The organism is Phocaeicola faecalis (assembly GCF_021730445.1).
Taxonomy (GTDB): Bacteria; Bacteroidota; Bacteroidia; order Bacteroidales; family Bacteroidaceae; genus Phocaeicola; species Phocaeicola faecalis.
Window position 1 is genome coordinate 19,044 of sequence record NZ_JADNRM010000026.1, and the last position, 19,212, is coordinate 38,255.

General features: G+C 40.8%; 20 protein-coding genes and 1 pseudogene. 18 read left to right on the forward strand and 3 right to left on the reverse strand.

Features of this window, described 5'->3' with window-relative positions:
• Positions 1–21: 21 nt before the first annotated feature.
• Complete coding sequence (locus IR173_RS16950) at positions 22–252, reverse strand: putative signal transducing protein (protein WP_237040696.1); 231 nt, start codon at positions 250–252, stop codon at positions 22–24.
• Positions 253–288: 36 nt separating this feature from the next.
• A complete protein-coding gene (locus tag IR173_RS16955; RefSeq protein WP_237040697.1) occupies positions 289–1,431 on the reverse strand; it encodes an iron-containing alcohol dehydrogenase in 1,143 nt (380 codons plus the stop codon).
• 76 nt (positions 1,432–1,507) lie between these two features.
• On the opposite strand from IR173_RS16955, the gene IR173_RS16960 reads away from it, so the two are divergent.
• The 7 genes from IR173_RS16960 to IR173_RS16990 all read left to right on the forward strand — a co-directional run bounded on the left by IR173_RS16960 (position 1,508) and on the right by IR173_RS16990 (position 9,159).
• Complete coding sequence (locus IR173_RS16960; protein ID WP_237040698.1) at positions 1,508–2,341, forward strand: CvfB family protein; 834 nt, start codon at positions 1,508–1,510, stop codon at positions 2,339–2,341.
• Positions 2,342–2,465: 124 nt separating this feature from the next.
• On the forward strand, positions 2,466–3,323 hold the full coding sequence (locus IR173_RS16965) for a hypothetical protein (protein ID WP_237040714.1): 858 nt from the start codon (positions 2,466–2,468) through the stop codon (positions 3,321–3,323).
• A gap of 138 nt (positions 3,324–3,461) precedes the next feature.
• Positions 3,462–4,028, forward strand: coding sequence for an RNA polymerase sigma factor (locus IR173_RS16970; protein ID WP_237040699.1), 567 nt, complete (start codon positions 3,462–3,464; stop codon positions 4,026–4,028).
• On the forward strand, positions 4,025–4,450 hold the full coding sequence (locus tag IR173_RS16975) for a hypothetical protein (RefSeq protein WP_237040700.1): 426 nt from the start codon (positions 4,025–4,027) through the stop codon (positions 4,448–4,450). The genes IR173_RS16970 and IR173_RS16975 overlap by 4 nt, the downstream gene beginning before the upstream one ends.
• A 12-nt stretch (positions 4,451–4,462) precedes the next feature.
• Complete coding sequence (locus tag IR173_RS16980; RefSeq protein ID WP_237040701.1) at positions 4,463–5,530, forward strand: hypothetical protein; 1,068 nt, start codon at positions 4,463–4,465, stop codon at positions 5,528–5,530.
• Positions 5,531–6,596: 1,066 nt separating this feature from the next.
• On the forward strand, positions 6,597–7,871 hold the full coding sequence (locus IR173_RS16985; RefSeq protein WP_237040702.1) for a 6-bladed beta-propeller: 1,275 nt from the start codon (positions 6,597–6,599) through the stop codon (positions 7,869–7,871).
• 34 nt (positions 7,872–7,905) lie between these two features.
• The gene (locus IR173_RS16990) at positions 7,906–9,159 is read left to right on the forward strand and encodes a 6-bladed beta-propeller (RefSeq protein ID WP_237040703.1); all 1,254 of its coding nucleotides are present in this window, start codon (positions 7,906–7,908) and stop codon (positions 9,157–9,159) included.
• A gap of 8 nt (positions 9,160–9,167) precedes the next feature.
• Here the strand turns inward: IR173_RS16990 and IR173_RS16995 are convergent, their stop codons facing one another.
• Positions 9,168–9,584, reverse strand: a complete 417-nt coding sequence (locus IR173_RS16995) for a transposase (protein ID WP_237040704.1) — start codon at positions 9,582–9,584, stop codon at positions 9,168–9,170.
• A gap of 34 nt (positions 9,585–9,618) precedes the next feature.
• Between IR173_RS16995 and IR173_RS17000 the strand changes: the two are divergent.
• The 11 genes and pseudogenes from IR173_RS17000 to IR173_RS18090 all read left to right on the forward strand — a co-directional run.
• Positions 9,619–9,885: pseudogene (locus tag IR173_RS17000) on the forward strand (cysteine peptidase family C39 domain-containing protein); the annotation flags it as partial.
• Between the two features lie 180 nt (positions 9,886–10,065).
• Complete coding sequence (locus IR173_RS17005; RefSeq protein WP_237040705.1) at positions 10,066–11,916, forward strand: hypothetical protein; 1,851 nt, start codon at positions 10,066–10,068, stop codon at positions 11,914–11,916.
• Positions 11,917–12,072: 156 nt separating this feature from the next.
• A complete protein-coding gene (locus IR173_RS17010; RefSeq protein ID WP_237040706.1) occupies positions 12,073–12,480 on the forward strand; it encodes a DUF3244 domain-containing protein in 408 nt (135 codons plus the stop codon).
• Positions 12,481–12,505: 25 nt separating this feature from the next.
• The gene (locus IR173_RS17015; RefSeq protein WP_237040707.1) at positions 12,506–13,090 is read left to right on the forward strand and encodes a lanthionine synthetase LanC family protein; all 585 of its coding nucleotides are present in this window, start codon (positions 12,506–12,508) and stop codon (positions 13,088–13,090) included.
• A 358-nt stretch (positions 13,091–13,448) separates the two neighbouring features.
• Positions 13,449–13,700 (forward strand): TIGR04149 family rSAM-modified RiPP, encoded by a 252-nt coding sequence (locus IR173_RS17020; protein ID WP_237040708.1) that lies wholly within the window; start codon positions 13,449–13,451, stop codon positions 13,698–13,700.
• Positions 13,701–13,858: 158 nt separating this feature from the next.
• Complete coding sequence (locus IR173_RS17025; protein ID WP_449580603.1) at positions 13,859–15,163, forward strand: 6-bladed beta-propeller; 1,305 nt, start codon at positions 13,859–13,861, stop codon at positions 15,161–15,163.
• Positions 15,121–15,258 (forward strand): hypothetical protein, encoded by a 138-nt coding sequence (locus tag IR173_RS17030; RefSeq protein WP_237040710.1) that lies wholly within the window; start codon positions 15,121–15,123, stop codon positions 15,256–15,258. The genes IR173_RS17025 and IR173_RS17030 overlap by 43 nt, the downstream gene beginning before the upstream one ends.
• Before the next feature lie 7 nt (positions 15,259–15,265).
• Complete coding sequence (locus tag IR173_RS17035) at positions 15,266–16,711, forward strand: radical SAM peptide maturase (protein ID WP_237040711.1); 1,446 nt, start codon at positions 15,266–15,268, stop codon at positions 16,709–16,711.
• An 11-nt stretch (positions 16,712–16,722) separates the two neighbouring features.
• Positions 16,723–17,880 carry a hypothetical protein gene (locus IR173_RS17040; protein ID WP_237040712.1) on the forward strand — a complete coding sequence of 386 codons (1,158 nt, stop codon included), beginning with the start codon at positions 16,723–16,725 and terminating at the stop codon, positions 17,878–17,880.
• Positions 17,880–19,091 carry a glycosyltransferase gene (locus IR173_RS17045; protein ID WP_237040713.1) on the forward strand — a complete coding sequence of 404 codons (1,212 nt, stop codon included), beginning with the start codon at positions 17,880–17,882 and terminating at the stop codon, positions 19,089–19,091. Before IR173_RS17040 ends, IR173_RS17045 begins: the two co-directional genes overlap by 1 nt.
• A gap of 23 nt (positions 19,092–19,114) precedes the next feature.
• The coding region (locus IR173_RS18090; protein WP_262914319.1) for a cysteine peptidase family C39 domain-containing protein at positions 19,115–19,212 on the forward strand (98 nt) is incomplete at its 3' end.

Genomic DNA, 19,212 nt, shown 5'->3' on the forward strand with positions numbered 1-19,212 from the left:
TTTGAATGTAGGAGGAGAAAGTTATCCTTCCACTTCCTCCGGAAAACTGGTTTTCAAAACTTCCAGTGCCCGTTCGTAATCCTTTTCAAAGACCAGAACTTGTATACCCAATCCCGGAATATAGGAAGCTATCACTTGGGCGGACAATTCTCCCTGAAGCATAGACTCTATTCCTTCGTTTTTCAAGAGGTCTTGCAACATGTGCGCTTGCACATTGTTGTAAAAAGTAGTCAGAATAACTGTTTTCATCATTTGTTTCCTCCTAATATTAAATGTTTTTTGGAAATATTACTTGCAATTCTGCAGAATCCGGCGAGCTACTTCTCCTGTCACATCACCGTCTTCGCCGAATGCAGCACCCCGTTCATCAAAGCGGCGTGCAATTTCTTCGATAGTGTCGTCACCGATTCCGGCTTCGCTCAGGCGGGTTTTCAAGCCCAGACTCTTGAAGAATTCTTCGGTCTTGTCGATGGTGAGTGCGATGCGTGCGCTCGGCACACCGGAAGTTACACCCCAGATGCGTTCTCCGTATTGTAGTATCTTATCCCGTTTTTTATCCGCAAGTGTGCGGAGTATTCCGGTGAACACGATAGCAAGGGTCTGCCCGTGAGTCATGCCGTGCAGCGCGGTCAGTTCGTGGCCAATCATGTGGGTAGCCCAGTCTTGGGATACACCCATGGCGATGAAACCGTTTAATGCCATGGTAGCCGACATCATGAATTCACTCATCAAGTGATAATCCTGTTTATTCTCTTTGATGAGGGGAGCTATCTGTACGATGGTTCTCAGAATGCTTTCGCTCCAGCGGTCCATCAGATATGATTCATTGCTTTTCGTCATATATTGTTCCATGACGTGGACAAAAGTGTCAGCCAGTCCACAGGCAATCTGGAAATCGGGAAGAGAGAAAGTGACAGTCGGGTCAAGAATGGAAAAGACGGGGTAGTTTGCATAAAAAGGATACTTCTCATGAGTCTCCCGGCGTGAAATCACGGCTCCGTTGTTCATCTCCGAGCCGGTGGCAGGGATGGTCAGCACAGTTCCCAATGGGATAGTCACCTGTGAGCTTCCTTTTTTCACCAACTCCCAGGCATCTCCTTCGTATGGGATACCGGCGGAAATCAGTTTAGTGCCGTCAATGACCGAACCGCCACCTACGGCAAGCAGGAAATCTATTTTCTTCTCTTTGCCTATGGCGATTGCTTTTTTCAGTGTGTCTATGTCAGGATTGGCTTCAATTCCCCAAAATTCGATATAGTCACGTCCTTCGAGTGCTTGGGTCACTTGTTCGTAAACTCCGTTTGTTTTGACACTTCCTCCTCCAAAGGTTATCATAATACGCTTGTCGGCAGGAATCTGCTGAGCCAGTTGGTTAATCATACCTTCACCGAAAATGAGTCGGGTAGGGTTGTAAAAAATGAAATTATTCATAATCTTTATAGGGTTTTCTATTATTTAGAACGTAAAGATAGGGGTTTTTCTTTATCTTTGATAAAAATTTTAGCTAATGAACGTAAAACTCGGAAAATACAATCAATTAAAGGTTGTGAAAGAAGTAGACTTTGGAGTCTATCTGGATGGAGACGATGATGGAGAAATACTGTTGCCGGCCCGTTACGTGCCCGACGGTTGCAAACCGGATGACGTGCTCAATGTATTTATCTATTTGGATAACGAAGAGAGATTAATAGCCACTACCCTGCAACCGTTGGTTCAGGTAGGTGAGTTTGCCTGTCTGGAGGTGGCATGGGTCAATGAATTTGGAGCGTTCCTCAATTGGGGACTGATGAAGGACTTGTTTGTACCTTTCCGTGAACAGAAAATGAAGATGCAGCAAGGACGTAAGTATGTAGTACATGCGCATATAGATGAAGACAGCTATCGCATTGTCGGCTCCGCCAAGGTAGAGCGTTACTTGTCCAAAGAGCATCCTGACTATCAACAGGGACAGGAAGTGAACATCTTGATATGGCAGAAAACCGATTTGGGCTTTAAAGCGATTGTCGAGAACAAGTTCAGCGGATTGCTTTATCAGAATGAGATATTCCAGCCCGTCGAAACAGGCATGCAGCTCCGGGCCTATGTGAAACAGGTGCGTGAAGACGGCAAGATAGACTTGGCGTTGCAGCAGGACGGTGTGAAGAAGGTGGAAGATTTTTCGGGAGTCTTGTTGGAATACATTAAAGGCAAGGACGGTTTCACTCCGTTGAATGACAAAAGTGCGGCAGAGGAAATCTATAGCGCTTTTGGTGTGAGCAAGAAGACATTCAAAAAAGCGGTTGGCGATTTGTATAAAAAACGTTTGATAGTGCTGGAAGAAGGAGGAATCCGTCTTGCCTGACGGGAACTTTCCCTATCAAGTATAGGAAAACCCCTATGAATAAATGGGGAGTTTCAATTGTGGGGGAAAGAGATTTCCCCTATTTTTGTGCCATAAGAACTAACAAACTAAAAACAGTATGATTATGAAGAAGTGGACTACACTATGGATAATGGTTATGATGCTGGGCCTGTCGGTTCCGGCAATGGGAGCGATGAGCATCAGCAAGATGAGACAGAATACACGTTTCCTTACCGACCGTATGGCATACGAGTTGAAACTCAGCCCCCAACAGTATGATGATGTATACGAAGTGAATTATGACTTTATCAACAATGTCCGTTATCTGATGGATGATGTGGTAAGAGGATATGACTATGCTTTGGAGCGCTATTACGATTTTCTTGATGTCCGCAATGACGACCTTCGCTGGATACTTTCCGGTTCGCAGTATCGTCGTTTCCTGAAAGCGGAACATTTCTACCGTCCTATTTATGCGCAAAACAATAAATGGCAGTTCCGTATCTATATGGTTTACAGTAACGTCAACTTTTTCTATTTCGGAAAACCGCATCATTATGCTTCATATTGCGGCGGTCATTATCGTACTCATTTTAATAACGTCAGTTATTACCGCACCCATTTCCATAATCGGTATCGCCACGATATCTACGATGGACATTATCGCATCCGTCATGACAAGGTGACTTATGACAATCATCGCCGCCGTGACTTTCAGGTAAACGCCCGTCCGCCGAAGAAAGACAATCATCGTCCCACACCGCCTCAGGCACGGCCGGACAGAAGACCGGGAAAGGACAACAATTATAAGCACGAAGAGCGTCCTTCACGCCGTGAATATAATTCCCGTCCTGATAAAGACCGTCGTGACAGCAGGCGTTCCGTCTCTCCGAAAAGAGATTCAAAGAAAGAGGATAAAAGGAATGACAAAAAATCGAATCCATCCAGAGGAAGAAGCGCAACGCATACCCGCACGGTGTAATTTAATGGCTATGATATAAAAAGCAGAAACGGGCAAACTTCGGTTTTAATATACCACAACCGGAGTTTGCCTGTTTTTTTGTAATTTGCATTCGACCGGCAACGTTTTCTCACGTATCATATAATAAACGAACATAGCATGATGAATCAAGAACAGATAGAGGAACTTATTGACCGTAGCAGACAGAACGATATGATTGCTTTCGCTCAGTTGGTTTCTGAATTTCAGACGATGGTGTTCAGACTGGCTTTTCGTTTGCTTTGCAATGAGGACGAAACGAGGGATATGGTGCAGGAAACATTCTTGAAAGTCTGGCTCTCGTTGGACAAGTATGACGGAAGATGCCGGTTTACTACCTGGATGTACAAGATAACCTGTAATACATGCTATGACCGCTTGCGGGTACTGCAACGTTCGCCTTCGGCTTTCTCATCCGATTTCGTTTCGGCGAATGAGAATTGGAAGTCGGAAGAAAATATAGAAGAAGCTTTGGCCAATAAGGAATTGCAGGATTTGATTCTCCGTTTCACCGGAGATTTGCCTCCCAAACAGAAATTGGTGTTTACATTGCGTGACGTTGAAGAACTGGATGTCGCAGAAGTAATAAGCATCACCGGAATGACTGCCGAGCAGATAAAGCATAATCTTTATCAGGCACGAAAACAAATAAGAGCTAAAATCCATCAAATAGAAACAGACTTATGAAACAAGAGGAAAACGAACGATATGAACAATGGCTGCAACAGGTGAGGAAAACTCAACCGATACTGACAAGGCCTGATGACTTGACCCGGGATATTCTTCAGAAAGTGGCCCGGACTCCCCGAAAAAGAAAGGAGCGCAGAAAGTTCATGACTTGGGCTTCGGCCATAGCTGCCGGTTTCTTGCTTTGCTTTACGGTGTATGAGACTTTTTTCTATTCCGTATCTTTCCATGCAGATACCCGGAATGCCCCATTAAATGTTTCTTCCTTGCCCTCCTGTCTACCAGAATGGTCGGCAAGTTGCACTGCAGAAATGACAATAAAAGAAAAGGGCGCCCGACTGTCCGAAATGTGGAGAGCACGGAAGACTAAACAACACGAGCAGAAACGCTTGATACATCAATTGGTGAGTAACAACCATTAAAATGAATGTGATATGAAAAAGAGAATGAATATAATAATGGCAGTCCTGCTGATGATACTGGCATCATGTTCCACTGATTATCAAATGGTGACGCGCGTCCACAAAGACGGAACGGTGGATAGGGAAGTATGGGCACTGGCCGATTCTGCTTTCCTGGCCGGAAACGAAACGCATCATCCTTTCCTGTTCCGCTTGGGAAAAGACTGGGAGGTGGAGGAGTTGGATTCATGTATCGAAACGGACTTCTTTGGAGAAAACGGAAAACTGAACCTCAAGGCACACAAAGTGCTGGATGGTGTGGAAGGTCTGGATTTTTTCTCGGCAAGGGAAGACTGGATGTGCCCACTGGCGGTTCCCAAGGAAAAACTGGAAAAGCATTTTCGTTGGTTTTATACTTACTATACTTATACCTGTGATTTTCAGGAGATAAAAGATAAAGGACCTATACCGATGGATAAGTATCTGAATAGAGCCGAGCAGCTTTTTTTGCTGCAGGGGAAAGCGGATGGTTATGCAGGTATGAACGGAGTGGAACTGATAAACAGTTTGGAAGATGCGGAGCAGCGTTTCCTTGAATGGTACTATCATACCCAGTTTGAAATGAGCTATGAAATAGTAGAACATTTCCTGAAAAAGACCCCGACCGATTTATCCTATTTGCCGAGACTGGAGAAGGATAAGGAGGAAGTCTTCAGTGCTGACGGAAACAGGAAGAAAGAAATAGAATGTCCGCCGGAGTATGTATGCGGTTTGTTGGACAAAAGGTATCAAACTGCCGTTTTCGGCAACTTATATAAAGACTATGCCCGGCAGATGGAGCAATTATTTGAAGAGAAAAGCATCGCTACACAATTATTTGAATATCAGATAAAGTTTGAATTATCCATGCCGGGAGAATTGCTCTCTTCCAATGCTGTATCGGCGCAAGATGGAATGTTGGTTTGGAAAGTGGATGCCTATCGGGTTCTGACAGATAATTACCGGTTACAGGCTGAGTCACGGGTAATGAATATATGGGCTTTTGTGCTGACCGGGCTTCTGTTTGCAGTTGCACTAATCTTGTTCATACCAACCCGATGAATTGGATACATATATACGTGCAGGCTTATGCGTATATACATGTAGCCCGATGCGTACGTACGTGTAGGCTTGTGCCACCGTATGTGTAGGCTTGTGCCGCCGTATGTGTAAAAAGACCTTGGTGTTTTCAAAAAAGCTCGGTATGTTTTTAAAAAACTTCAGCATCTTTTTAAAAAAGCTCGGTATGTTTTTAGTGTAGGGACAATATTCAATCCCCTCACCAAGTCGGTCATTCCTTCCTGTCCGTTCATCCTTACATTTCAATTAAAACGTGCAGATAATCAGACGGTTAAGAATGACGGCACATCCCCTCATCCTCCCTTCAGCCGCGCTAGCCAAGCCCCTTCAAAGTCTGCCTTCAGCAATGTCCTTCTTTGACGAATGAAGGGAGGCTGAAGGGGTGATGAAGGGGTGTCCATTCACTACCGGAAGCCCCATCAACAAGGTGTTTCAACGACTAATGAAAGGAGAGAGGAAGAAACTGTCCGACTGATATGGGAACGTTATAATAATATAAAGAACAACAGAAAACTTCTTTGCACGCAAATGATAACAATGTTCTGATAATCTGCAAAAAGAACAATTCATTAAAGTTCCTAAAACTTTGATATAGCGAAACTTTTTATTTACTTTGCAACAATATATATAAAGTATCATTAGTGTCCCGTTAAAATCTGGACGAATTAAATATTAATCAAATAACCCCGGAAAAAAAGGGAGCAAATTGCTCTTTGACATTATTGAAATTAGTCTTATTGAACACTCTTGTAAAGGCGTTTTATCCTGCATCAGAGAGTATATTCTTCGGTAATCTGCGTTCTCATTTGCATACCTTACATTCTTGTCTACGAGTCGTCTAAACTTATTGTTGTTCAAAAACTCTACAAATTGAGCGAAAACGTATTTGTCTTGATTCATTTGAAGGCATTTAATATGGCTACAAAGATATGAATTCAAATCGTCGCGCTTTTAAAATAAGGTATAGTTGACTGTATTTCAATTATTTCAAAGAACTATTTATCCACTTTAACGAGACAGTAATGTACTTTCAATAAAAAATGATATTATGAAACACCTGTTAACCCTGTGCATGGGGCTTTTCATGTTGCTCTCTTGCAACAATAAACCCTCTCAATCTGCCGCAATAGCAACAGACGAACCGGAAGTGAACGAAGACACGCTCTTCAGAGTTATAGATTTGGCAAATAACCTGAAGCCATGTGGTGACTCCCTGCTATTGAGTGACATTGTGGAGGATGTGGAATATGTAAAACTGGAGGCAGCAGACGATGCTTTGGTTGGAGAAATGTATAAGGGCTATGTATCCGATAGTGCTATTTTTTATTCCTGCATTGGTAGCCCAATTCGTCCTCATATCTTTATGTTCGACCGTTTTACGGGGAAATTTATCCGCACAATTGGTAAATCAGGACAAGGACCTGGTGAAATGTACTCACCGGTTAATGTTGTAGCCAAAGATAGCTTGGTTTATCTATCCTCAGACTATCGCGATGAGCTCTTTGTGTACAAAATAAGGAACGGAGAGTTTGTGAAGTGTATCCCCCTGAACAAACCTTATGCTTCTGCATGGTATTATTATATTGGCGACAACAGAGTAATCCACTTTCCATTTTATAGCATTTGGAATGGCAAATATTTAATGTGCGATATGAGTATTCAGGATTTTGAGGGAAATATCATCCAAGAACAAACACCTGATGTGGACTACACCGGATTTGACTACAGAAACAGACCGAATACAGGCCAAGGTGTCGCATGGGCTTATAAGAATCATCCCAATGTGTATTCTTTTTTCACGGATACCATCTATGCAGCTTTTGGTGACACCATCCGCCCCAGATATTTCTTGTCATTGGGAAAATACAAACGTCCGCTCCAACTAAAGATGAGTCCAGAATGGAAAGATTATATCATATTTCATCATTTTTTGGAAACCAAAGACTGTCTGTTGGGTAATTTCGGATTGGAACAAAAGTCATGGTTCTTCAGATACGACAAAAAAAGCAAAGAGATAAAGACATGGAAACAAGATGCTAAGTTATGGGATAATCTTCCAGGATTTGAATGGATAATCAGGTCTGCCCCCGGTATCACCAATGATATTGACGGTTGCTCCGACCACCTCCGTAAAATGAATTACGTCAATGAAAACCAGTTCGCAATCTGTATCACCCAAGACAATATGGATGAAATCAGAAAGATTGTATCCGAGTCCACGAACGTGAAATTCCCCGAAAAGCGTCAGCAGCTTCTAGAACTGATTGACTCGATGGGACCGGATGATAATCCGATTTTGGCTATTTATAAATTAAAAGATTAGTTTTGACAAGATAATGTATTATACTATGAAGAATATGACTTTTAAGAAAACCACGCTTGTATTTTCGCTCGGTTTATTGTCGTTGCTCAGCTCTTCTTGCCAGCACAAAGCAAGCAATAAAGAAACGGTAGCCAATGACACTATCGTGGAGGAGCCTGCCTTCCGGGTTATCAATTTCACAGAAAACCTGACCGATTGCGGAAAGCCGTTAGTGTTAAGTGACATCGTGGATGATGTGGAATATCTCAAACTAGAAACCACGGAAAAAGGATTTATTGCAGGGATAGAGGACGTGAAAATGTCCGGCAAATATATTATCCTGACTAGCTTTATGGTAGACCACGCTTTATTGTTTGACCGTGTTACGGGCAAGTTTATCAGGACAATAGGAAAAGTAGGGCAAGGACCGGGAGAACTGCTCTCGCCATGCTATGTAGGAATACAAAATGACAGTATAGTCTATATCTCGTCCACCTATACTTATGCACTTTTTGCACATAAGATTACAGGGGAATTTATCAAGAAGATTCCTTTAGAGCCTAATGTACAATATCCAAATATGAATTTTATCGATGACTATATCATTCATTATCCCGGAAATGCTAATATTACCGGCTTATATGCCAATGTCTACGTACAGGATTGGGATGGCAATGTCATACAGGAAAGCGTACACCAATTTCCTGGGAAGTTTACTGAAAACCTGTGGCTAAATTCTCCAATTGTATGGACCTATAAAGGCATACACAATGCATTTTCTTGTGCTACTGATACAGTATATGCTGTTACAAAAGATTCCATCTATCCGCGTTATTACATACCGGAAGGAAAATACAAAAGAGAAATTTGTGACCGTCATACCAAAGTTAACTGGGACTTCTTTACGGATGCCATACAGATGGGAAGCATTGCCGAAACAAGAGATTTTTTGCTGTTTAGTTTCGATTTGCATCAAAAGTACTGGTTCTGTCGTTACAATAAGCACAACTCGGAAATTGATATTTGGAAACAAGACAGCACAGAACCCACAAAAGCATACGCAAAGAAACCGGTGGGTATCACAAACGATATTGATGGTTATAACCTTTCTCTAGCCGGATTCCGATATATTGACGACAGGCATTTTGTTCGTTTCATCACCCCGGACAACGCCGATGAGATTAAGAAGATAGTAACAGAGTCCACTAACGTGAAATTCCCTGAAAAGCGTCAGCAACTTTTAGAACTGATTGACTCGCTGGGGCCGGATGATAATCCGATTCTGGCTATCTATAAACTGAAAGATTAAGAGCCTGTTTAAATTTTCCTCAATAATAATCTTGTAGTGGCCAATTTGACCCTTTCCTCTGCCGAATCGAATGTTAACTCATAGTTTCGGCAGAGTCTTCTATTGTAATCCATCTTTTTTTGAATGGGTCTGAATCCTTGTTCCTTAAATGCGCTGATTACTACTTGAATGACATATCCAAAATTCTTTCTTATGTTATCCATCAGTTCCCCTCTATATCCTCCATCGGCAAGGATAACCTTTACTCCGGAACACATTTCTTTAAGGACTCTCATCAACAGATAAGCGGCTTTACTGTCATGTACATTGGCTATGGTAACCATTACGGCAATAAGAAAACCATTCTTATCTACTATGACATGACGTTTTATACCTTTGGGTAATAGGAAAGCCCAATCTTTGTCATGTAAAACCCTAAAACGCATGAATACCTTCCCCCACTACCTCTAGTTGGATGCGATGGACTGCGGCCCCACCTGCCTGCGTATGATAGCCAAATATTACGGCAAGAACTATTCGCTCCAGACGCTCCGCTCCCGCTCCTTCCTCACACGCGAGGGGGTATCCATGCTGGGCATCAGTGACGCGGCGGAATCCATCGGTTTCCGCACATCCGGAGTGCGTATTACCCTGAAGCAACTGGAGGAAGACATGCCGCTGCCGTGCATCCTGCACTGGAACCAGAACCACTTCGTGGTGTGCTATGACATCAGGAAGAAACTATCCGACTGATACGGAAACTTTATAATAATATAAAGAATAACAGAAAGCTTCTTTGCACGCAAATGATAACAATATTCTGATAATCTGTAAAAAGAACAATTCATTAAAGTTCCTAAAACTTTGATATAGCGAAACTTTTTATTTACTTTGTAATAATATATATATAAAGTATACAAACTGACTATGAAAAAGGGGAAAAACATTCTATTGAACTTAATCATTCTATTACTATTGACATGTACAGCTTGCGACCGTTCCACTCGTCACGTCACAGAGCACTTGTCACAAGCGGAGGAACTTATATGGACTGCCCCCGATTCGGCGCTGCACATATTGGAGTCCATCTCTACTTCCAACCGCTTAACCGGAAAAGAGCAGGCAGACTATGCTTTGCTGCTTTCGTTAGCCCAATATCGCTGTTATATCCCTGTATCCTCCGATTCCTTGATTAACCTTGCCATAGAATATTATCAAGATAAGAATGACGCAGATAAAAAAGGGGCAGCCTTTTATGTAAAGGGATGCATATTAGAAGAATATTGTAAAGACATTCCCAATGCCCTACTAGCTTATAAAGAAGCCGAAATGTGTATTCCCGATATGAATGACAAGCATTATGTTGCTCACATTTATAGCAGTTTGGGATATATCTATGAAAAATCTCTTAGTTTTGAATTGGCTAAAGAATATTATCAAAAAGCATTGCAGGAAAATACAAATATAAAAGATATAACTTCACAGGCTAGCGATTTGCTCAATTTATTAGGATTATACCATATTGCCAACGACACAGACAGCATCAATCAATGTATAACCGGTTTGTTAAAATGTAGCGATAATCTGAAAGACAGTATTCTTCAGTCTAAGATTTACCATAACATTGCAGTCAGTAAAATGCATCAGGAAAAATATGAGGAAGCCGAGACATTTTTCTTAAGCGCTTTGCATATATCACCTGCTTCTCTCCCTTACAAAACACTGGCAGGGCTAGCCCAACTATATATGAAGAAAGGACAAAAAGAACGCGCAGACAGTCTGTTTCAAAATGCTTTGCTTTCTAAAGACTTACCTCTACGCGCATATATTTATAATCAATTATATGATGAAGCTTGGAAAACTGAAAATTACAAGAAAATCGCCCAATATGCCCGTCTGTATATAGACACCTCGGACTCTATCTACAATAGCCATCTGCATCAAGAAGTCTTGAAAGTGCAAAGAAAATATGACCACATGCAATTGCTATACCAAAAATCCCGACAAGCGAATATAATATATTCCTTTGTAATCATCATATCCATGGTGAGTGGGATACTTTGTTTTTTATTTATTCAATACAAGAAGAAAAGAAAAGAAGAAAATGAAAAATTGCGAGCAGAAATAGTCCAATTGGTCGAAATTTTAAATAACATGAAAATTTCTTACGATGAGAATCAGAATAGGCTTCAAGACCAGATAAATGCATTAAGAAGTAAGCAGGAACAAAATGTTCTTATGTCACCTGAAGAATATGCGGCAATACAAAACACAATAGATAAACTGACAAAAGAAAAAGAACAAAATGAAAAAGAACAACATCAAGAGTATGAAAAATTGCAAGCACAGTTTGAAGCTTTAAATCAAAAACTAAAAGAGGTAGAAAAACAAAACAATCGTTTCAGACTTATTTATGGTAATCATGATTGTGTGGAGCTAAAAGATATCAAAGCCTTGCAGGTAGCATTAAACTTAAGTCAAAACAAGTCCTTTAATATATCCAACGATAGAGAGGATATAAAGCATTGGCTCAACTTATCAAAAAACGGATTTGCCGATAAGCTGCATAAGACCTACCCTATGTTAGATAAAACGTTTCTAGATATTTGCTATTTGGCTGCTTTAGGTCTTTCTATTGATGAAATAGCTCAATACGCAGGTAACATAAAAAGACGTTCGGTGGAACGGTATATGAGCCTAATTTGCCAAGAAGTACAGTACCCCATAAGTGGGAAAAAAGGATTTGAGAGCTTTATCAACCACATACTTACTATTTGAATAGCAAAAAAGGGAGCTGAAAAATCTCAAAAAGTAGCCTTGTGTAGACTTAATTTATTGATAATGAGTTGTGTATTGAATCTCATTTCTTTTGCAAACGTACTTGGATATGTCGAAAAAGACATTTAGTTTTACAGAAACAAAAATTAAAAACTTATGGAAAAACACACGCTATTTAAAATGCTCATTATTGCTTTATGTATCACATTTAGCATTCCAACGGTTTATGGTTCCGACCTGCAAGGAGAACCTACAACAAAAGAAGAACCTACGATAATAGAAATTATAGGCATATTTGAAACCCATAAAGACAGGTCTTTGGTTCTCCCTCTTGAGGCATATCTGGATGGCTCTCAACTTACCCTTACCTTTTTTGATGCAATAGAAGATGTAACTATATCTATTCTGGGAAACTCAGATACAGTAGAAACACGCACGGTATCATTTACAGATTTCCAAACTGAAACCTTTGATGTAAGCCGATATGCAGTGGGTAGTTATAGCTTATTGATAACCACTCCTAGAGGAACCTATTTATTAGGGAATTTTAAAATAGGTATTTAAAAATGTTCTAATAAGAAAGAAGAATATGGCCATTGATGACGTTTTATTAAAAAGGATTTCTAATCATAGCTTGTTTTATGGTTCTTTTAAATCCGATTTAGGACTATACAACGGTAAGATGGGAATGGTCATTTTCTTCTTTCATTACGCACGATATACCGGAAATAGTTTATACGAAGATTTTGCTGAAGAGTTTTTAAATGAAATACTGGATGGTCTGTACAGTGAGACACCTATCTCTTTCAAAAGGGGGCTGGCAGGTATAGGATGGGGCATGCTCTATCTCATCAAACAGGGATTTATGGAAACAGATATCCAAGAAACATTTAAAGACATGGACGACAAAGTAATGGAATACAATCTTCTGTACATGAAGGACCGTTCATTGGAAACCGGAGCAAAAGGAATAGCGGCTTACGCACATAGCCGTTTATCCGTTTCTCTGCAAGGGGAGCTTCCTTTTGAAGAGAGTTACAGACAGACTTTGTATGAAACTTATCCCGATGTATGCCCGGAACAAGAAATATGGGAAGGTATTATAGGGCATGACATAAAAGCAGAAAGTTTATCTTGGAAAGCAGGATTGGGAATCTTGCTTAAAGATATATAGTTCATATATATATGTGACAAATATATGTGACAAAGTTGACAAAAGAACGGCAAGCAATTGCAATTCTTTTAGTGTGCCTAAACAAAACTGGAAAAAGGAATAAGGCTCGTTAAGTGTGCGCACGCTTGGGCAATAGGATATTTTCTTGTTTTGTTCCTCTCAAGAGATTTATTGGTAAAATAAACTATAATTTTAAATTAAATGAATTATGAAAACACTGAAGAAAATCAAACTGAATGGNAAAAAGGAATAAGGCTCGTTAAGTGTGCGCACGCTTGGGCAATAGGATATTTTCTTGTTTTGTTCCTCTCAAGAGATTTATTGGTAAAATAAACTATAATTTTAAATTAAATGAATTATGAAAACACTGAAGAAAATCAAACTGAATGGTTTGAATGATGCCGAATTGAGAGATCGCGAAATGAACGCTCTCAATGGTGGCTTTGAACGAGTGTGTGGCTGTGGTTGTCATTATGCTGGTAGTGGTGGTTCTTCTATTGGTGATAATGCAGATGCCAACTATGGAATCGGTCCTAGTGGTGGTCATTCACCCGGTGCATGTATAAGCGATGATGGCGGTTCTGTATATAGAGCAACTATTGTGACATAATAAAGCTCTATTAGAAATACGCTTTAGCATCAAAATTCAGAATGGGGATGTAAGGAATAGAAAATTGTTTACTGCAATAGTATATTTAATCATCCCCAATTCTTGATGGACTACTCATCTTTTTAACAATCATTATGAAGCACCTGATAACCTTATGCATGGGATTTTTCATATTGCTCTCTTGCAACAATAAACCCTCCCAATCTGCCGCAATAGCAACAGACGAATCGGAAGTGAATGAAGACACGCTCTTCAGAGTTATAGATTTGGCAAATAACCTGAAGCCATGTAGCGACTCCCTGCTGCTGAGTGATATTGTGGAAGATGTGGAATATGTAAAACTGGAGGCAGCAGACGATGGTCTGGTTGGAAATATGGCTAAAAGCTATGTGTCCGACAGCGCTATCTTTTATATCAGTTATGGCAATACGACTCCCCCTCCTTATGTTTTTATGTTCGACCGTTTTACGGGTAAGTTTATCCGTAAGATTGGTAAATCAGGACAAGGACCCGGAGAAATACATTGGGCCACTAATGTTGTAGCCAGAGACAGTTTAGTTTATGTATCTTCTACTTATCGAAATGAGCTTTTCATTTATAAAATAAGGAACGGAGAGTTTGTGAAATGTATTCCCTTGAACAAACCACACGGCGCTGCAAAGGATTATTACATTGGCGATAACAGGGTAATCCACTTCCCTTTTTATCGTGACTGGGATGGCAAATATTCAATGTACGATATGACCATTCAGGATTTTGATGGAAATATCATCCAGGAGCAAACACCGGATGTGGACTATACCGGATTTGATTACAGAAACGCACCTATGCCAAGTTTCGCTGTCGCATGGGCCTATAGGAATCATCCCAATGTCTATTCTTGTTTCACGGACACCATCTATGCAGCCTTTGATGACACCATCCGCCCCAGATATTTCTTGTCATTGGGAAAATACAAACGCCCGCTCCAATTAAAGATTTGTGATGAATATAAACATTATATCATATTTGAGCGATTTTGGGAAACAAAAGACTGTCTGTTGGGCAGTTTCGGTTTGGAACAAAAAGCGTGGTTCTTCAGATACGACAAAAAAAGTAAAGAGATAAAAGCATGGGAACAAAAGGCTACGATATGGACTATACCAGACTTGAAATGGGCTGTCAGATCTAGTGAAGGTATCACCAATGATATTGACGGTTGTTCCAATCACCTCCGTGCAATGGATTTCATCAGTGAAAATCAGTTCGCAATCTGTATCACCCAAGACAATATGGATGAAATCAGAAAGATTGTATCCGAGTCCACGANGTCAGATCTAGTGAAGGTATCACCAATGATATTGACGGTTGTTCCAATCACCTCCGTGCAATGGATTTCATCAGTGAAAATCAGTTCGCAATCTGTATCACCCAAGACAATATGGATGAAATCAGAAAGATTGTATCCGAGTCCACGAACGTGAAATTCCCCGAAAAGCGTCAGCAGCTTCTAGAACTGATTGACTCGATGGGACCGGATGATAATCCGATTCTGGCTATTTATAAATTAAAAGATTAATATAAAGATGGACAGCATTTTAAGTTGCATGACTGCAGGTCATAATATATACACCATAAACAGAGAGCGAAAACAATTGTTCTTGACACATCCTCTGTTGGTGCCTTATCTATATAAGAAAACCACCATAAACAGCCACTCTGATTATTATGCTCGGAAAGCTGCTTATTTGGCAAAACACGGATATACCGAGGGACTGAACCATCAATACAATGGGACAATCACTCCTGCTATGGTGAAAGACAGCATTGCTAATTTGAGGCAACTGGTGTTTGAAGTAACAGATGCGTGTAACCTGCGTTGCAAGTATTGTGGCTATGGCGAACTGTATAGTGACCACGACGAACGACATGCACAAAGAATGCAATTCAGTACTGCTAAAAAAACAATTGACTTCTTGCAAGAAGTGTGGAAAGACTCCAAGCAGGAATTCACTATAAAAAATATATTTATCAGTTTCTATGGTGGAGAACCGTTATTAAACATGCCCTTTATCCGTCAAGTGATAGAATACGTGGAGTCCCTGCATATAGCCAATCGAACCATCGATTATTCAATGACCACCAATGCTATGTTATTGGATAAGTATATGGATTATCTGGCAGAGAAGAAATTTCATTTGTTAATCAGTTTAGACGGTAACAAATGGAACAACAGTTATCGGGTAACTCCCGGTGGAGAAAGTTCATTTGAAAAGAACATCGCCAATGTGGACAAATTGAAAGAGAAATATCCCGATTACTTTGAACAATATGTGAATTTTAATGCCGTACTGCACAACAGAAGCACGGTGGACGAAGTGTATCACTTCATTAAAGACAGATATGGTAAAAAGCCCCAGATCACTGCTTTGAACACAACAGGAATACGTCCTGAAAAAAAGGACGAGTTTAACCGGATGTTCCGAAACGTAGATTTGAAACAAAGTGAGAACTATGAAGGATTGCTGGACGAGATGTTTATGAAGAGTCCTGAATACTATGGGGCGTGCCTTTTCCTGCAGCAGTATAACAAGAATGTATATCGTTCTTATAACGATTTGTTCGTCTCGGAAAAAACGCTTAATTTCATACCCACCGGCGGATGTATTCCTTTTTCACGAAAGATGTTCATCACCGTAAATGGAAAAATATTAGCCTGCGAACGCATCGGCCAACAATATGGACTGGGAACGGCATTTCCCGATGATGATATAGAGTTGTCTTACCAAAGCATTGCAGACCTTTACAATAACTATTTTGACAAGCTGCGTGCTCAATGCAAAGTGTGCTACATGTCACAGTCCTGCATACAGTGCATGTTCAATATCGACCGGTTTGACTCTTTGGAAAAGGTGGCATGTCCGGGCTTTACCAATAAAGAAAAATTTGGAGAGTACGTGGGTCAAAAAGTATCATTTATAGAGCAACACCCGGAATCGTATGAAAGAGTAATGGAAGTTGTCTTAGCTTAAAAAAGAATATCATGATAGACACCGAAAAAGAATATTGGTTCGCTTTTGAGCCTTATATACATATCACATTAAAGGAAAAGGCAGCTTTGCTATATAATACATTGGATGGCGAGTATATCAAAGTGGCCGGTAAGGATGAATTGGATTTTATTGCCACCCTGTTGGATAAGAAAAACTGTGGGGTAACGAAAGTCACTGCAAAAGAGTGGCAATGTAACGCTATTCGCAACTTGCTTATTACAGCAAGGGATAAATTCTTTGCAGATTTATATGAATGCTCACTATCCGAACAGAAGCCGATACAATTTTACCCTATACTGAACCTACAAGAAGAAGTAAGCCGGTTGCAAAAATTCAGTTCCGGTTATGTCGGAACCAAGATGTTTACCTACCTGTATAAAATGACAGTAGATACTGAAAAACTGGAAGGGGAAGCATTGTGTGCGCTGATGGATGAAGTTTGGAAACAGGTCCGTTCAGGCAGCCTGAAGCATTTATGTATCATCATCTACACCGCATCACAACTTCAAACCTTGCGGACATGGCTGGAAAATCATGAAGAGGCAACTGGTTGTGTGGAATGGATGATGAAAGCGGAGTTGGCTTTCAATGATAAGCACGGAATCAATGAACCGACAACAATCATAATGAATGCGGAAGATATTCCGGCAGGAAACCTACCCCATGCTGACAATAGTTCCGTTTCGTGGATATTCAGGGTGTATACGGAAGGTGAATTGGAAGCTGTCTCCAACCTGATAGACCAGTATGAATTGCAGCACTATAAAATAGAGCCTGTATATGATAACACTAATCTGCCTTTCTTTGAGGAACAAGTCTTTTTGGAAAAAGAGGATATATTCTCCAAACCCATATCCATGCAGGAGATTATGAGAAACCAAGTTCTTAATACTCATAAATTCGGTAAGTTGTTCGTTGCCTCCAACGGCGATGTACGGGCGGGAAGCGTTTTGGAAGCCCCCATAGGGAACTTGCATACAGAAAGTATCCGACGGCTAGTCCACAAAGAAATGACAGAGGGAAAATCATGGCTGCACATCCGCAACCGGAAGCCTTGCTGTGATTGCATTTATCAATGGCTATGCCCTTCTCCCTCTGATTATGAATCGGTTATCGGCAGACCCAACCTCTGCCACATAAAAGAATAATGAAGAACGTCTATATAGTTAATGAATGCCTGAGTTCGGCTAAAAATGGTATCGGCACCTATTTAACCGAATTGCTCTATTGCCTGCAGGCAATAGGGGCGGAAGTATGTCTGCTTACGTTCAATGCAGACTGTAAGGAGTTCAATATAACATATAGCAACAAACGGACGGAAATGAATTTTCCCTGTTTTCCCAACGGTGGATTCTGGGAACACCCGGCTGTTGTCAATCGGTTTCTGCAGTTGCATATTACTGATTCCGAAGACAATGTTTTCTTCTTTAATTATTCCCTTTCGGATAAATTAATGCTGGCATTAAGACAGACGTTCCCATTATCAAAGCAAATCTACGTCATTCATGATTTTTCATGGACCGGCGTGCTGCTGGGAAATATCCGTAAGCTAAAACAAATAATGGCGGACAGGAAAGAAACGGAAAACGACAAACAAAGAGAGTTCGTCATCAACACCTGGTTGCGGGAACAACAGATGATGAACATCGCGGATAAGGTGGTTTGCCTCTCACAAGGGACTTATCAAATCTTAAAAGAAATATGCCTCATTGATGAACAAAAACTTGCCCTGATACCTAATGGCTTAAGAAGGCACAGGGGAATCACACTTGGCTCTAATGAGGACAAAGAACGGTGGAGAGAACAATTATTGATAGCAAAGGGCAAGAAGATAGCATTGTTTGTAGGACGTACAAGTAAAGAAAAAGGATTTAATGCTTTGTTGGATGCAATAAGAATCGCCATAAAAAGTTGTCCCGATTTACAGCTCGTAGTTGCAGGAAATCCGTTGCCCTCTTGTTTCTCTTCGGAGATTGCGTCAGTAATCACTTATACCGGACACATCGGCAAACAGGAGCTTATCAGATGGTATCAAATATCAGATGTAGGTATCATATCCTCTTACTCAGAGCAATGCAGCTATGTAGGTATCGAAATGATGATGTACGGATTGCCCATTGTGGCATCAGACGGCCCGGGAGTGCGGGATATGTTCCATGAAGGAGAGAATGCAGCAATAGCCCGAATCGGACAATCTTCCAGGGCATACGGCAACCGGTTGGCGGAAGCTATCGTCAGGGTGCTTGCTTCCAAAGAATTATCCGATAAATTGGGGCAAGGTGCAAGACGAGAATATGAACAGAAATATCATATCAAATATATGCGGCAGAAATACAAAGAATTAATCATGACTCTATGAACAGTATAAAACCATAAAAACGCATGAAGACCTTTCCCCACTACCTCCAGTTGGATGCGATGGACTGCGGCCCCACCTGCCTGCGTATGATAGCCAAATATTACGGCAAGAACTATTCGCT